The organism is Streptomyces sp. NPDC004629 (assembly GCF_042873595.1).
Taxonomy (GTDB): domain Bacteria; phylum Actinomycetota; class Actinomycetes; order Streptomycetales; family Streptomycetaceae; genus Streptomyces.
In genome coordinates, this window is record NZ_JBIALO010000014.1 from 141,306 (window position 1) to 156,291 (window position 14,986).

The 14,986-nt window shown below is 72.0% G+C and carries 14 protein-coding genes and 1 riboswitch; of the genes, 7 read left to right on the forward strand and 7 right to left on the reverse strand.

Annotated elements, in window-relative coordinates; translation table 11 throughout:
- Positions 1-7 precede the first annotated feature (7 nt).
- Together ACFYTE_RS22720 and otsB are read left to right on the forward strand one after the other, a co-directional pair.
- Entirely contained in the window at positions 8-250 is a 243-nt protein-coding gene (locus tag ACFYTE_RS22720) for a DUF3263 domain-containing protein (RefSeq protein ID WP_388713213.1), read from the forward strand.
- Positions 251-298: 48 nt separating this feature from the next.
- Positions 299-1,174 carry a trehalose-phosphatase gene (otsB, locus tag ACFYTE_RS22725; protein WP_388713216.1) on the forward strand — a complete coding sequence of 292 codons (876 nt, stop codon included), beginning with the start codon at positions 299-301 and terminating at the stop codon, positions 1,172-1,174.
- On the opposite strand, the gene ACFYTE_RS22730 is transcribed toward otsB, so the two are convergent.
- Both ACFYTE_RS22730 and ACFYTE_RS22735 read right to left on the reverse strand, forming a co-directional pair.
- On the reverse strand, positions 1,153-2,559 hold the full coding sequence (locus ACFYTE_RS22730; protein WP_388713219.1) for a trehalose-6-phosphate synthase: 1,407 nt from the start codon (positions 2,557-2,559) through the stop codon (positions 1,153-1,155). The two genes, otsB and ACFYTE_RS22730, sit on opposite strands and share 22 nt — an antisense overlap.
- 372 nt (positions 2,560-2,931) lie before the next feature.
- Entirely contained in the window at positions 2,932-3,876 is a 945-nt protein-coding gene (locus ACFYTE_RS22735) for a glucosyl-3-phosphoglycerate synthase (protein ID WP_388713222.1), read from the reverse strand.
- Between the two features lie 158 nt (positions 3,877-4,034).
- Positions 4,035-4,199, forward strand: a riboswitch (SAM riboswitch).
- 18 nt (positions 4,200-4,217) lie between these two features.
- Between ACFYTE_RS22735 and thrC the strand changes: the two genes are divergently transcribed.
- The 4 genes from thrC (at position 4,218) to groL (ending at position 8,387) form a co-directional block, all read left to right on the forward strand.
- Positions 4,218-5,501: a threonine synthase gene (thrC, locus tag ACFYTE_RS22740; protein ID WP_388713225.1), complete on the forward strand. Its 1,284-nt coding sequence runs from the start codon at positions 4,218-4,220 to the stop codon at positions 5,499-5,501.
- Positions 5,498-5,773 (forward strand): MoaD/ThiS family protein, encoded by a 276-nt coding sequence (locus tag ACFYTE_RS22745; RefSeq protein ID WP_388713228.1) that lies wholly within the window; start codon positions 5,498-5,500, stop codon positions 5,771-5,773. The genes thrC and ACFYTE_RS22745 overlap by 4 nt, the downstream gene beginning before the upstream one ends.
- Before the next feature lie 433 nt (positions 5,774-6,206).
- Positions 6,207-6,410 (forward strand): cold-shock protein, encoded by a 204-nt coding sequence (locus ACFYTE_RS22750; protein ID WP_219092312.1) that lies wholly within the window; start codon positions 6,207-6,209, stop codon positions 6,408-6,410.
- 354 nt (positions 6,411-6,764) lie between these two features.
- The gene (groL, locus tag ACFYTE_RS22755) at positions 6,765-8,387 is read left to right on the forward strand and encodes a chaperonin GroEL (RefSeq protein ID WP_388713231.1); all 1,623 of its coding nucleotides are present in this window, start codon (positions 6,765-6,767) and stop codon (positions 8,385-8,387) included.
- A 704-nt stretch (positions 8,388-9,091) separates the two neighbouring features.
- Here groL and murQ read toward each other — a convergent pair.
- Positions 9,092-10,027 (reverse strand): N-acetylmuramic acid 6-phosphate etherase, encoded by a 936-nt coding sequence (gene murQ, locus ACFYTE_RS22760; protein ID WP_388713234.1) that lies wholly within the window; start codon positions 10,025-10,027, stop codon positions 9,092-9,094.
- 172 nt (positions 10,028-10,199) lie between these two features.
- Positions 10,200-11,120 carry a MurR/RpiR family transcriptional regulator gene (locus ACFYTE_RS22765; protein ID WP_388713237.1) on the reverse strand — a complete coding sequence of 307 codons (921 nt, stop codon included), beginning with the start codon at positions 11,118-11,120 and terminating at the stop codon, positions 10,200-10,202.
- A 54-nt stretch (positions 11,121-11,174) separates the two neighbouring features.
- Here ACFYTE_RS22765 and ACFYTE_RS22770 point away from each other — a divergent pair, with 54 nt between their 5' ends.
- Positions 11,175-11,558 carry a hypothetical protein gene (locus tag ACFYTE_RS22770; RefSeq protein WP_388713239.1) on the forward strand — a complete coding sequence of 128 codons (384 nt, stop codon included), beginning with the start codon at positions 11,175-11,177 and terminating at the stop codon, positions 11,556-11,558.
- A 295-nt stretch (positions 11,559-11,853) separates the two neighbouring features.
- On the opposite strand, the gene ACFYTE_RS22775 is transcribed toward ACFYTE_RS22770, so the two are convergent.
- The 3 genes from ACFYTE_RS22775 to ACFYTE_RS22785 all read right to left on the reverse strand — a co-directional run bounded on the left by ACFYTE_RS22775 (position 11,854) and on the right by ACFYTE_RS22785 (position 14,929).
- Positions 11,854-12,978 (reverse strand): GNAT family N-acetyltransferase, encoded by a 1,125-nt coding sequence (locus ACFYTE_RS22775; protein ID WP_388713241.1) that lies wholly within the window; start codon positions 12,976-12,978, stop codon positions 11,854-11,856.
- 15 nt (positions 12,979-12,993) lie between these two features.
- Entirely contained in the window at positions 12,994-14,211 is a 1,218-nt protein-coding gene (locus ACFYTE_RS22780) for a Cmx/CmrA family chloramphenicol efflux MFS transporter (RefSeq protein WP_388713244.1), read from the reverse strand.
- A gap of 73 nt (positions 14,212-14,284) precedes the next feature.
- Entirely contained in the window at positions 14,285-14,929 is a 645-nt protein-coding gene (locus ACFYTE_RS22785; RefSeq protein WP_388713246.1) for a hypothetical protein, read from the reverse strand.
- Between the last annotated feature and the right edge of the window lie 57 nt (positions 14,930-14,986).

Below are 14,986 nucleotides of genomic sequence, written 5' to 3' on the forward strand. Positions count from 1 at the left end.
TTCACCCATGGAACCGGACGACCGCCACGAGCTGGGCCGCCGCGAACAGGCCATCCTCACGCTGGAGCGCCGGGGCTTTCCCGGCCCCGGCGCCAAGGAGCGCGCGATACGCGAGGAGCTGGGCCTGGCCCCGGTCCGCTACTACCAGCTCCTGAACGCCCTGCTGGACGACGAGCGCGCACTGGCCCACGACCCGGTGACGGTCAACCGCCTGCGCAGGACCCGCGAGACCCGCCGCACCGGGCGCTGACCCGCGCTGCCAGGCGTGCGGGGTGGACCGCGTGGATAGGGTCGGGTCATGGGCACCCATATGACGGACTCGACCGAGCCCCAGGACGCGCTTCCGACGCCCGTGACACAGGCCGGGCGGGACGGGCTCGCCGCGCTGATCGCACGGCCCCGCACCGCGGTGATCGGCCTCGACTTCGACGGCACGCTCGCACCGATCGTCGCCGACCCCGAGCAGGCACGCGCACACCCGGACGCCGTACCCGCGCTCGCCGCCCTCGCCCCGAAGGTGGCCTCGATCGCGGTGGTCACCGGACGCCCGGCCGGCGTGGCGGTCCGCTACGGCGGCTTCGCGGGCGTACCCGGCCTGGAGCACCTGGTCGTCCTCGGCCACTACGGCGCCGAACGCTGGGACGCGGTCAGCGGCACCGTCAGCGCCCCGGCCCCGCACCCCGGCGTCGCCGCCGTCCGCGCCGAACTGCCCGGCTTCCTCGACCGGATCGGTGCCTGGCGGGGCACCTGGATCGAGGAGAAGGGGCGGGCCGTGGCCGTGCACACCCGCCGCGCCGAGGATCCGCAGGCCGCGTTCGAGGCGCTGCGCGGTCCCCTCGCCGAGCTGGCCACCCGGCACGGCCTGATCGTCGAGCCCGGCCGCCTGGTCCTCGAACTGCGCCCGCCCGGCATGGACAAGGGCGTCGCCCTGCTGGAGTACGTCCGGGAGATCGGCGCCGAGTCCGTCGTGTACGGCGGCGACGACCTCGGTGACCTCCCCGCCTTCGCGGCCGTCGACAAGCTCCGCTCCGACGGCGTGCCCGGACTGCTGGTGTGCAGCGGCAGCAGCGAGGTGACCGAACTCGCCGCGCGCGCCGACCTGGTCGTGGACGGCCCGGCCGGGGTGGTGCGGCTGCTGCGGGCGCTCGCCGATCAGCTGGAACGGCCGGCCTGAAGGGCGTGCAGCTGGTCCAGGAACCACTGGGCCGGCGGCAGCGCCGTGGCCGCGGCGGCCAGCCGCTTGGTCCGCTCCGCCCGCTCGTCGTCCGGCAGGGTGAGCGCCCGGTGCAGGGCGTTCGCCGTGCCACCGATGTCGTACGGGTTGACGGTGATCGCGTCCTCGCCCAGTTCCTCGTACGCCCCGGCCTCCCGGGACAGCACCAGCGCGCAGCCCTGGTCGGAGACGACCGGCACCTCCTTGGCGACCAGGTTCATGCCGTCCCTGATGGGGTTCACCAGGGCCACGTCGGCCAGCCGGTAGGCGGCCAGTGAGCGGGCGAAGTCGTCCTCGACGTGCAGCAGCACCGGCGTCCAACCCGGCGTCCCGTACCGCGCGTTGATCTCCTCCGCGACGCGCCGCACCTCGGCGGTGTACTCCCGGTACACGGCCAGGTCCTGGCGGGAGGGGTAGGCGAAGGCGACGTGCACGACCCGCTCGCGCCACTCGGGGCGGTCCGCCAGCAGCTGCCGGTACGCCAGCAGCCCGCGCACGATGTTCTTGGACAGCTCGGTGCGGTCCACCCGCACGATCGCCTTGCGGTCCGCGCCGATCTCCGTGCGCAGCGCCGTCATCCGTTCGGCCACGTCCGGCTCGTGCGCACGCGCGCGCAGGAAGTCCGCGTCGGCGCCCAGACCGTGCACGCCGATGCGGGTGCCGGCCGGGATGCCGGGCCCGAGGACCAGGTGGCAGCAGTCGGTGAAGGCGTCCGCCCAGCGCCGGGTGAGGAACGCCGCGCGGTCCGCGCCCAGGATGCCGCCGAGCAGTTCGGCCGCGATGTCGTCGGGCAGCAGCCGGAAGTAGTCCGGCGGCGCCCACGGGGTGTGCGAGAAGTGGCCGATGCGCAGGTCGGGGCGGAGCTGCCGGAGCATCCGGGGGGCCAGCGCCAGGTGGTAGTCCTGTACGACGACCGCCGCGCCCTCGGCCGCCTCCTCGGCCAGCGCCTCGGCGAACGCCCGGTTGTAGGTCCGGTACGACGCCCACTGGCGGCGGAACTCCGCGTCGAAGACCGGCTCCAGCGGGGTCTGGTAGAGCATGTGGTGCACGAACCACAGCACCGAGTTGGCGATGCCGTTGTAGGCGTCGGCGTACACGTCGGCCGGGATGTCCAGCATCCGTACGCCGGGCTCGCCGACCCCGCGGCGCACCGCCTGGCGGTCGCTGTCGGACAGCGCCGAGCACACCCACAGCGCGTCCGCGTCGGGGCCGATCGCCGAGAGCCCGGAGACCAGCCCGCCGCCGCCCCGCCGGGCGACCAGCGAGCCGTCCTCCTGGACGGAGTAGGAGACCGGGCCGCGGTTGGACGCGACCAGTACCTGGGCAGCACCGTGCGTGGAAGCCATACGCCTCAACCTAGCCCGACCCACAAACCCTCAAACGTACGACCCACTCCCCACACCCCGCCCCCCACAACCCACGCCCACCTCCCACCGCGTTTCGGTTCGCGCCGCGTTTTGGCTCGTGCCTTGCCTCGGACCGTGCCGTGCTTCGGCTCGCGCCGCGTTTCGGCTCGTGCCTTGCCTCGGCCCACGCTTGCCCCGGCCTGTGTCCGGTTTCAGGCCGTGCCTTGCCTCGGCTCACGCCTGTCCCGGCTCGCGTTGTGTTTCAGCCCGCGCCCTGTCCCGACTTGCGCCCCGGTTCGGCCCGCGTGCCTTGCGCCGGCCCGCGCCGTATTTCGGGCCGTGTCCTGTTTTTGGGGGCTGTGTGTTGTGGGGTCAGGCCACTTGGCGGGTGGCGTATTCCGTGATCTGCAGCATGGGCGGCCGTTCCTCCGTGTCCACCGGGTAGGTGCGCGGCTCGAAGCCGTCCGTGCCCCGCTCGAACTGGGTGAGGGAGGGCCGCACGAGGTGCCCGCGGGCCAGCCGCAGCTGCGCGGTGCGGTAGATCGCGGCGGCCATCCGGCCCAGCGCCTGCCCGTCCTGGTGCCGGTGCTTGCGCACACCGACGTCGACCTGGGCGAGGGCGTCAAGGCCCACCAGGTGCAGGGCGTCGACCAGCATGCCCAGTTCGACGCCGTATCCGACGGGGAACGGCAGCCGCTCCAGCAGTGAACGGCGGGCCGCGTACTCGCCGCCGAGCGGCTGCACGAAACCGGCCAGCTGCGGCCAGTGCAGGTTGAGCAGCGGTCGGGCCATCAGCTCGGTGACCCGGCCGCCCTGGCCGGCCGCGCCGGCCAGCGGGCGGTCGTACATGGCCTTGACCAGGTCGACGTCCGGTTCGGTGAGCAGCGGCCCGACGATCCCGGTGACGAAGTCGGAGGAGAACTCCCGCAGGTCCGCGTCGACGAAGCAGACGATGTCCCCGCCGGTGACGAGCAGCGAGCGCCACAGGACCTCGCCCTTGCCGGGCGCGGTGGGCAGCCGCGGCAGGATGGCGTCGCGGTGCACCACCCGGGCGCCCGCCGCGGCGGCCACCTCGGAGGTGCGGTCGGTGGACCCCGAGTCGACGACGACGATCTCGTCGACCAGCGGCGCCTGCCGCATGAGGTCGTGCCGGATGACGGCGACGATGTCGCCGACCGTCTCCTCCTCGTTGAGCGCGGGCAGCACGACGGAGACCGACTGGCCCGTACGCTGCTTCGCGGCGAGGATCTTGTGCAGCGGCCGGTCGGTCACGGACCAGGAGCGGGTGGCCAGCCAGCGCTCGACTTCTTCCAGCACAGTCAGCTGCTCCTCACTGTCGTGATCACACCTGGTGCCTGTGTGATCCATCTCGCGGTTCGGACGACTATCTCAACTGTCCAGGCCGTCGGTTACAGTCTTGAACAACGCGGATGACCATCGCATGTCGGGGGTCTTCGGCGTTCACAACCGCATACAGCTCATCCAGAGGGGCAGAGGGATACGGCCCGATGAAGCCCCGGCAACCCTCCAGCCGGTACTCGTACTGATCGCTGCGCAAGCCGATCGTTTCCGCGAGGCTCCCGGCTAGGGAAGGTGCCAAATCCGTCTCACGGCGAGATGCGTCGTGAGGAAGATGAGGAGAAAGGGCCTCGCCTCACATGGCTGTGCAGACCGTTGCAAGCACCACGAACCAGTCGGTGGACCTCGGTACCGCCGCGGCCCTCAGCTGCCGCGAGTGCGGTCACCGGGTGCCGCTCGGCCCGGTGTTCGCCTGCGAGGAGTGTTTCGGCCCGCTGGAGATCGCGTACGACTTCTCGGTGTACGACACCGAGGAGCTGCGCCGGACGATCGAGGCGGGTCCCGCGAACATCTGGCGCTATGCGCCGCTGCTGCCCGTCCCCGCGGACGTGGCCGAAAAGCCCAACCTGAACCCGGGCTGGACCAAGCTGGTCCAGGCCGACAACCTGGCCCGCGAACTCGGCGTCACCGGCGGCCTGTATGTGAAGGACGACTCCGGCAACCCGACGCACTCCTTCAAGGACCGGGTGGTCGCCCAGGCGCTGGAGGCGGCGCGCGCCTTCGGCTTCACGACCCTGTCCTGCTCCTCGACCGGCAACCTCGCCGGGGCCGTCGGCGCCGCGGCGGCCCGGGCCGGCCTGCGCTCCTGTGTGTTCATCCCGTACGACCTGGAGCAGGGCAAGATCGTCATGGCCGCGATCTACGGCGGTGACCTCGTCGGCATCGAGGGCAACTACGACGACGTGAACCGCTTCTGCTCCGAGCTGATCGGCGACCCGGCGGGCGAGGGCTGGGGCTTCGTCAACGTCAACCTGCGCCCGTACTACGCGGAGGGCTCCAAGACCCTGGCGTACGAGATCTGCGAGCAGCTCGGCTGGCGGCTGCCCGACCAGCTCGTCGTGCCGATCGCCTCCGGCTCCCAGCTCACCAAGATCGACAAGGGGCTGCGGGAGCTGATCGCGCTGGGTCTGGTCGAGGACCGGCCGTACAAGATCTTCGGCGCGCAGGCCGAGGGCTGCTCGCCGGTGTCCACCGCGTTCAAGGCCGGTCACGACGTGGTCCGCCCGCAGAAGCCGAACACGATCGCCAAGTCCCTGGCGATCGGCAACCCGGCCGACGGGCCGTACGTACTGGACATCGCGCGCCGTACGGGCGGTGCGGTGGAGGACGTGACGGACGAGCAGGTCGTCGACGCGATCAAGCTGCTGGCGCGCACCGAGGGCATCTTCGCGGAGACGGCCGGCGGTGTCACCGTGGGTGTGACGAAGAAGCTCATCGAGCAGGGTGTCCTCGACCCGGCGCTCACCACGGTCGTCCTCAACACCGGCGACGGCCTCAAGACCCTCGACGCGGTGGCCGGCACCGGCCTGACCGCCACCATCCGCCCGAACCTGGACTCCTTCCGAGAGGCTGGCCTCGCATGAGCGTGACCGTTCGCATCCCCACCATCCTGCGTACCTACACGGGTGGCCTGTCGGAGGTGAGCGCCGAGGGCGCGAACCTCGCAGAGGTGATCGCCGACCTGGAGAAGAACCACACCGGCATCTCCGCACGCGTCCTGGACGACCAGGGCAAGCTGCGCCGCTTCGTGAACGTGTACGTCAACGACGACGACGTCCGCTTCGAGCAGGGCCTGCAGACGGCGACGCCGGACGGTGCGGGCGTGTCCATCATCCCGGCGGTGGCCGGCGGCTGACGGTCCCTTACCCTCGGTAACTTCGGTTACCGGCTGTTCATCAGATGGCCCCCTCCGTGAGAGAAGCGGAGGGGGCCATTCAGTGGGGTTGAGCGCGGTAGAGTTGGGGAACGCGTTCCCGGCCCCCGGGTCGGAAGCCCCGGATTCAATCCGCGCAGCCGCCAAGAAGTCGCCAAAGTCCATGCGTTCTTCGCGGCTTTTATTCCTTTTATAGGGCCCGACTTGCCCTGAATTCTGCCGAATTCTCGGCAGATTCCCGACCGAGTACGTCCAGATTTCTCGTCCGACTGACCTGTTGCAGACGGCAGTTGGACAGATACATTCAGCCGCGGTCGACGCGTTCCGGCGCACGCCCCCAACCTTGGGGGGTGAGGTCTGACCCGGGTCCGCGAAGTGTGGATCTGTGCAAGGGCCAGTAATAGGGGAGTTAGGCATGGCTCAGGGCACCGTCAAGTGGTTCAACGCGGAGAAGGGGTACGGCTTCATCGCGGTCGACGGTGGTGCGGACGTCTTCGTCCACTACAGCGCGATTCAGATGGACGGCTACCGCACCCTGGAAGAGGGCCAGCGGGTCGAGTTCGAGATCTCGCAGGGTCAGAAGGGCCCGCAGGCCGACATGGTTCGCCTCACCGCCTGAACATTCTCAACGCGAAGGGCCCGCACCCCCCGGGGTGCGGGCCCTTCGCCGTGCCCATGCCGCAGGGCCCGTACCGCGGTGTCCGGGCCGTCGTGCCGGGGGCGCGCGCCCCGTCGTCACCACCCGGCCGCACCCCCCGCGACGGACCCGCGGCACGGCCGCATCTTGCACTCGGGTGGGTCGAGTGCTAATCATTGGCGTTAGCACTCTGAAGGTGAGAGTGACAATGAAGGACCGGGTCGGTGAGGCCCGCAGGCCGGGTGGGGCAAGGAACCACAAGGCCGGTGAGCCGTCCGTCGCGGGCGCGGGCGCGGTCCGAAGGAATCACCCCCAGTCCTGGAGGGACCACTTCACATGGCCAAGATCATCGCGTTCGACGAGGAGGCGCGGCGCGGCCTTGAGCGCGGTATGAACCAGCTCGCCGACGCCGTCAAGGTCACCCTCGGCCCCAAGGGCCGCAACGTCGTCCTTGAGAAGAAGTGGGGCGCCCCCACGATCACCAACGATGGTGTGTCCATCGCCAAGGAGATCGAGCTGGAGGACCCGTACGAGAAGATCGGCGCCGAGCTGGTCAAGGAAGTCGCCAAGAAGACCGACGACGTCGCCGGTGACGGTACGACCACCGCGACCGTCCTCGCCCAGGCCCTGGTCAAGGAGGGCCTGCGCAACGTCGCCGCCGGCGCCAACCCGATGGCCCTGAAGCGCGGTATCGAGAAGGCCGTCGAGGCCGTCTCCGCCGCCCTGCTGGAGCAGGCGAAGGACGTCGAGACCAAGGAGCAGATCGCCTCCACGGCCTCCATCTCCGCCGCCGACACCCAGATCGGCGAGCTGATCGCCGAGGCCATGGACAAGGTCGGCAAGGAAGGCGTCATCACCGTCGAGGAGTCGCAGACCTTCGGCCTTGAGCTTGAGCTCACCGAGGGCATGCGCTTCGACAAGGGCTACATCTCGGCGTACTTCGCCACCGACATGGAGCGTATGGAGGCGTCGCTCGACGACCCGTACATCCTGATCGCCAACTCCAAGATCAGCTCCGTCAAGGACCTGCTCCCGCTCCTGGAGAAGGTCATGCAGTCGGGCAAGCCGCTGCTGATCATCGCCGAGGACGTCGAGGGCGAGGCCCTGTCGACCCTGGTCGTCAACAAGATCCGCGGCACCTTCAAGTCCGTCGCCGTCAAGGCCCCGGGCTTCGGCGACCGCCGCAAGGCCATGCTCGGCGACATCGCCATCCTCACGGGCGGCGAGGTCATCTCCGAGGAGGTCGGCCTCAAGCTGGAGAACGCGACCCTGGACCTCCTGGGCCGCGCCCGCAAGGTCGTCATCACCAAGGACGAGACCACCATCGTCGACGGTGCCGGCTCCTCCGAGCAGGTCAACGGCCGGGTCAACCAGATCCGTGCCGAGATCGAGAACAGCGACTCGGACTACGACCGCGAGAAGCTCCAGGAGCGCCTGGCCAAGCTGGCCGGCGGCGTGGCCGTCATCAAGGCCGGTGCCGCCACCGAGGTGGAGCTCAAGGAGCGCAAGCACCGCATCGAGGACGCCGTGCGCAACGCCAAGGCGGCCGTCGAGGAGGGCATCGTCGCCGGTGGTGGCGTGGCCCTGCTGCAGACCACCAACGTCTTCGAGAAGCTGGAGCTGGACGGTGACGAGGCGACCGGCGCGCAGGCCGTGAAGCTCGCCCTGGAGGCCCCGCTCAAGCAGATCGCGGTCAACGCCGGCCTTGAGGGCGGCGTCGTGGTCGAGAAGGTCCGCAACCTCACCCCGGGTCACGGCCTGAACGCCGCGACCGGCGAGTACGTCGACCTGGTCGCCGAGGGCATCATCGACCCGGCGAAGGTGACGCGTTCCGCCCTGCAGAACGCCGCGTCCATCGCTGCGCTGTTCCTCACCACCGAGGCCGTCATCGCCGACAAGCCGGAGAAGGCCGCTCCGGCCGCCCCGGGCGGCATGCCGGGCGGTGACATGGACTTCTGATCCTTCCCGAGGATCGGACCCGTCCGCCACACACCGAGGGCGGCACTCCCTGAACCCCAGGGAGTGCCGCCCTCGGGCATGTCACACCCCGTCGCCGCGGCTTGGTGGGCGGCAACGAGCGCCAGAAGCCGCACCCCAGGACCTCCCCCCACACCCGGCCCGCCCCACGGTCACCCGTCTCCGGACCCCACGGTCACCCGTCTCCGGACTGGGCCGTCGGCCGTTCCCGGACTGGGCCGTCGGCTGCCTCCGGACTCGGCTGTGCCCGAACCACCGGACGCACGAGGGGAGATCACGCCCGACTGCCGCTCCCGCACGCATCCCGACCCCGAAGGCCTCAGCACGCCGGCGAGCACCGGCTCCCCGAACGACAAGGGCGCCGCCGAACTCCGCACGGCCAAGGGCATACCGGATGCGGCACAGCGGCCGATCGCCGCCCCGGCCGCGACAACGCAAGCGGTGCAGCCGCTCCCGGCCTCGGCCGTCAGCCGTTCTCGGACTGGGCCGTCGGCCTTCCCAGAACTCCGCCGTCGGCCGTCCCGGAACTCCGTCGGCAGGCGCTCTCGGAGGCGCCGCTCGCGGGCACAGCGACCCGGCGGTGGGACGGTCGGTGTACCGGAGGAGTCCGGCCGTTATCGCGCCGCGGCTGAACCCGGACGGGCGACGGACCGGATGCTCGCGGGGGGCCGGTCCGCGTACGCGGGTCAGTCGGTCGTGTCTGGCAGCGCGGCGCGCAGATGGCCGTCGGACTGTTTCAGAAGGCGGGCGGCCGTCGGGCCGTCGACACCGGCCAGGATGGCCAGGATCGCGTTCTTCACCTCGCCGCCGGTCTCGGTCAGGGCCCGCACGATCTCCTCGTCGGCCGCGCCGGTGGCGAGGGCCACGATACGGCGGGAGCGAGCGCGCAGCTTGTCGTTGGAGGCGCGCACGTCGACCATCAGGTTCCCGTACGTCTTGCCCAGCCGGATCATCGTGATCGTCGACAGCATGTTGAGGACCAGCTTCTGCGCCGTGCCGGCCTTCAGCCGGGTCGAGCCGGTGATCAGCTCGGGGCCGACGACGACCTCGATGCCGTGCTCGGCCGCCGCCGCGAGCGCGCTGTCCGCGTTGCAGGCCAGGCCGACGGTCAGGGCGCCCAGGGCGCGGGCGTGTTCGACCGCGCCGATCGCGTACGGGGTGCGGCCGGAGGCGGAGACGCCGACCACCGTGTCGTCCGAGCCGAGCGCGAGCGAGTCGAGGTCCTTGCGGGCCAGTTCCTTCGAGTCCTCCGCGCCCTCGACGGAGGTCACCATCGCCTCGGCGCCGCCCGCGATCAGGCCGACGACCCTGGCGGGGTCGGTGTTGAAGGTGGGCGGGCACTCGGAGGCGTCCAGGACGCCGAGGCGGCCCGCGGTGCCCGCGCCGGCGTAGACCAGCCGGCCGCCGCGGGCCATGCGCGCGGCGATCGCGTCGACGGCGGCGGCGATCTGCGGGAGGCGTGCGGCGACGGCGGACGGCACGGCGGCGTCCTCGCCGTTCATCAGCCGGGCGATCTCCAGGGTGGGCAGCCTGTCGATGCCGGCGAGTTCGGGCCGGAAGGCCTCGGTGGTGAGCGTCTCCAGTTCGGCGCGGAGCTGACGGTGGTCGGACGTGGAGGTCATGACGGGCGGCTCTTTCCGTGCTTCTTGTGCCTTCGGTGCGGGTGGGGGCGTGCGAAGTCCGCCGCGGTCCGGCAGCGGCCTGAAAGGGGCGCGAGAAACTGCGCGACCAGCCACGGTGTTGCGGCAGCCGAACGACGACGCACAACGGCCCGGCCGGCGGAGCGCTCGGCGCTCAGCGGTGCCGGTGGGCCAGCGCCTCGTAGGAAGCGGCCAGCGCGGGCGCGGCGGTCTCGTACGTGCGCTGCGCCACTCCGATGAACAGGCAGTCCACGACGAGGAGTTGACTGGTCCGGGAGGACATCGCGGCGGGCCGCAGCTCGCTCTCCCGGGAGATGGAGGTGGTGAGCACGTGGTCGGCGTACTGGGTGACCGGTCCGCTCGGCCGTCCGGTGATGGCGATGGTGGTGGCCCCGTGCTCGAACGCGGCGCGCAGCGGCTCGATGACGTCCCCCGTCGAGCCGGAGTGGGTGATCGCGATGGCCACGTCCCCGGAGCGCAGCTGCACCGCGTTCGTCACCGCGAGATGCGGATCGCTGTGGGCGTGGGCTATCAGCCCTATCCGCAGCAGCTTCTGGGTGAGGTCCTGGGCGACCAGCCCGGACGCGCCGATCCCGTACACATCGGTGCGCCGTGCGCCGACGAGCGCGGCGACCGCCGCGCCCAGCTGCACGGTGTCGAGCCCGGCGGCCGTGTCGGCGAGGGTCTGCTGCTCGTCGTAGGCGAGCTTGGCGACGACGTCGGCGATCGGGTCGTCGACCGCGATGTCGGTGGTGAGGGCGGGGGCGCGGCCGGACTGCTGCTGGGCGGCCAGGCCGGCGAGGGCGAGCCGCAGGTCGCGGTAGCCCGGGTAGCCGAGCAGCCGGGCCGTCCGTACGACCGTGGCCTCGCTGGTGCCGGTGAGTTCGGCGAGCCCGGTGACCGTGAGGGCCGCGCAGCCGGCCGGATCGCCCGCCACGGCCTCGGCGACACGTTGCATCGAACGGGTCATGGTGGGGGCGAGCGTGCGCACCTTGGCGGTGAGGGCGGCCGGGGCCGGCGGCGCGCTTCCCGGGCCGCCCGGTTTGCCGAAAGTTTCCTTCATGTCCTGGGTCACAGATGAAAGGTATTTTCGGCTGGTGTCGGGGTCAAGACCACGCACAATGGGTCCATGGAACCCATCAACCCGCTGGAACGTGCCCTGCACACGGCTCGCGCCCGCGTGCTCGCCGACCTGGTCGCCGGAGAGGTCGCCGAGGCGGACGTGGTCTCGCTGGTCGAGGACTCGGTCGCGCAGCGCCGCTGGTGGGTCGAGCAGTGGCCGGACGGGGCGGCCTATGTGGCCGGACTGGTCGCACAGGACGTGCAGGACGCGCTGCTTGAGCGGTACGGACGCTGGCCGCTGTGCCCGGTGTGCGGCTCCGGCGACCCGCACGCGCTGGACGTCGAGCCGGAACTCGGCCCCGACCCGCACTGGGTCTGCCACCAGGCGGGCGTGAAGGTCGCGGCGGTCGGCTCCCTGGGACGGGCCACAGGCGGAGTGCCGTCCTCATGAGGCACCCATGGTGACGGCGTACACCGCCCCCGCCGACCTGACGCCCGCCGGCGTGGTGGCGGCCGGGCTGTCCGAAGGGGGCTGGGCTGCCGGAAGGGGTTGCCTGCCGTGAGGCCGGGCTGTCTGAAGGGGTTGCGCGCCGTGGGGCCGGACTCTCCGAGGGGGTTGCGCTGCGGGGTTGGGCTACCCGAGGGGGCCGCGATTCAGGGCCGGGCTGTCTGAAGGGGTTGCGCGGCGCGAGGTCGGGCCGGCCATGGGGCTGCGCCGCCGCGGGGGCGCGTCGATCGGAGGGCTGTCAGGCGCGGCGGACGTACAGGCCGAGCGAAGGGTCGGAGCCGTGCCGCTCGGCGTACGCGGTCTCCTCCGCCGCCCCGGCCCGGCCGAACCCGGTCCGGGCCAGCACGCCCTGCGACGGCAGATTGGCATGGTCGACGCGCGCGAACAGCAGGTCCACCTCGTCCCGGGCCAGCGCCCACTCGGCCAGCGCGCCCAGCGCCTCGGTCGCATAGCCCCGGCCGCGGGCGGCCTCGACGAGGTCGTAGCCGATCTCCACGCGGCCGTCCTCGTCCGGGGCGGAGTGGAAGCCCAGGCCGCCGACCGCCCGGCCGTCGTCCCGGCGCACCACCACGAACAGCCCGAACTCGGGCCGGTGCGACCCGGATTCATACGCCTCGACCAGCATCCCGGCGGCGTCCCGGGTGCCCTGGTACGGCCCGCCGTCGATCCAGTCGAAGCCGCCGTCGCCGCCCAGCCGCAGATCGCGCGCGGCGGCGGGCCGCACGCCCTGGAGGGTGAGCCGCCTGGCCGGGACGACCAGGTTGTTGTACCAGCGCCAGCCGGTGACCGGGGCCCGGCCGGGCAACTCGCCGCGGCCGGTCGCCCACAGCAGCGTCGGCCAAGGCGCGGGGCCGGGCCGGACGTGCGGGAAGATGCAGGCCAGGACGGACTCGGCGAGTTCCGCCGGCGGCTCGTAGGGCAGCCCGAGCCCCGCGGCCATGTCGTGCGTGTGCAGCAGTACCTCGGCGATGCCCATCGCGGCGAAGCCCGCACGGTCCGCGCTCCCGAAGGGGAACGGGTGGAACGCGCGCACCTCGCGCGGGGTGGTGCGGACGGTGGTGGCGAGCAGCACGCCGGTGGTCTCGATCACCTGGAGGACGCCGGCGTTGTCGGCCGCGTGCATGCCCTCGTCGCCCTCGCCGTCGAGGGTGATGTCGAAGGGGACGTACGCGTCCTGTGCCCGCCCCGCCAACTGCCCGGCGTACGCGATGAGATCGCTCGCGACATGCACGGCGGTCCGCCGGACGCTCCAGTCCAGCCGGCCCGCCCGCACCGCCGTCCAGTCCCGGTCCACCGCCGTGCGCAGCGTCGCCACACAACCCGCTACGGCCTCGTTCACCTGGTCCCCGCCCACTTCCTGCATGCGGCGCAGACTAGGTCATCGGATCGGTGCGCGAACCTGGTTTTCCGGCTGGCCGGCGTCGGCCCCGGCGACGACGCGGGACGCGGACGCACGGCGGTGCAGCCGCAGGGAGACGCCGGCCGCGCCGATCGCCGTGAGGGTGAGGCCCGCGCCCGCCCAGGCGGGCGACGCATAGCCGAGGCCGGCGTCGATGACGGTGCCGCCGAGCCAGGGGCCGCCGGTGTTGCCCAGGTTGAACGCGGCCGTGGTGGTGGCGCCGGCCAGCGTCGGGGCGGCCGAAGCGACGTTGAACAGGCGGGCGTTGAGGGCGGGCGCGGTGAAGAACGCGGAGAAGCCGAGGAGGAGGGAGCAGCCGACGGCGGCCGCCGCGACCTGGCCGAGGAGCGCGAGAAGGACGAGGATCACCGTCGAGGCCGCGGTCCCGGAGAGCAGGACACCGAAGAGATGCGCGTCGGCGATCCGGCCGCCGGCCGTCGTACCGGCGATCGCGCCGATCCCGAACAGCGCGAGCACGGTCGGCACCCAGCCGTCGGAGAGCCCGGCCACGTCCGTGAGCAGCGGCGCGAGATAGCTGAAGGCGCAGAACACACCGCCCGCGGCCAGCGCGATGAGCACGATGCCGAACTGGACCTGTCGGTCGCGGTAGATCCGCAGCTCCCGCCGCAGCCGTGGCCGCTCGGCGGGCAGCGGGATGCGCGGCACGAGCGTGGAGACGCCGATGAGCGCGATGCCGGTGGCGAGCGCGACGGCCCAGAACGCCGAGCGCCAGCCGAGGTGTTCGCCGAGGAAGGCGCCGGCCGGGACACCGAGGACGTTCGCGACCGACAGTCCGCCGATCATCACGGCGAGCGCGCGGGCCCGTACGCCCGCGTCGACCATGGCGACGGCCACCGCCGCGCCCACGGCCCAGAAACCGGCGCAGGCCAGCGCGCTGACCACGCGGGACGCGAACAGCACCCCGTACGACGGGGCGAGCGCGCCCGCGACCTGGCCCAGGCCGAACACGGCGAGCAGGCCGATGAGGGTGGTACGGCGGGGCAGCCGCAGCGTGGCCACGGCCAGCAGGGGCGCGCCGACCACCATGCCGATCGCGAAGGCCGAGATCAGCAGGCCGGCCCGGGGGATCGACACGTTCATGTCGTCGGCGACGGCCGGCAGCAGGCCCGAGAGCATGAACTCGCTGGTGCCGAGGGCGAAGACGGACAGTCCCAGAATGCGGACGGCGAGGGGCATACGGGCGGAGCGTATGTCGGGTGCGGGCATACCGGGTGCGAACATCCGCGCTGCTCACGGCATTCCCCGCCCGTCAGCCGGTGAGCAGCTCCAGCTCGGCGGAGAGGTTGTAGCGGGCGGTCGGCTCCCACTCACGCTGCCCGTACGGGGTGCGGAACAGCCGGGGCAGCTCCAGCAACTGGCGCAGGATCGCGGCGCGGCCGTCCCGGAAGGCGTCGTTCGGAACGAAGTGGTACTCCGCGCGGACGGCCGCGGTGTAGGCGGCGTACGCGGCCGGCGGCGCCGCCAGGATGGCCAGATCGGCGTCGCACAGCACCTGTCCGTCACGGTCGTCCGCGGCCGGGTCGTGGGTGGCGGTGAGCCGGACCAGCCGGGCCACCTCGGCGGTCCTGTCCGCCGGGACGCCGGCCTCCGGCAGCGCCCGCTCGGCGAGGCGGGCCGACCGCTCCTCGTTCTCGGAGCGGTCGGGGAGGTAGACGGCGTCGTGGAACCAGGCGGCCAGGCGTACGACGTCGGGGTCGGCGGCGTACTCCGCCAGGGTGTCGACGTGGTCCAGGACGGCGGTGAGATGCGCGAGCGTGTGATACCGACGCTGCGGCTCCTGCCAGCGGGCGAGCAGCCGATCCGCGTACGCCGCCGGATCGGGCCCACCACCGGCCCCCCGAACCCCTACCAGAGCCCTGCTCCACCGCCCCCGCAACCCCTCAACATCAACCATCCCCCCATCCTCCCGCACCCCGAACCAACATGAGCCTGCATCGAAGATGCGGCTCCG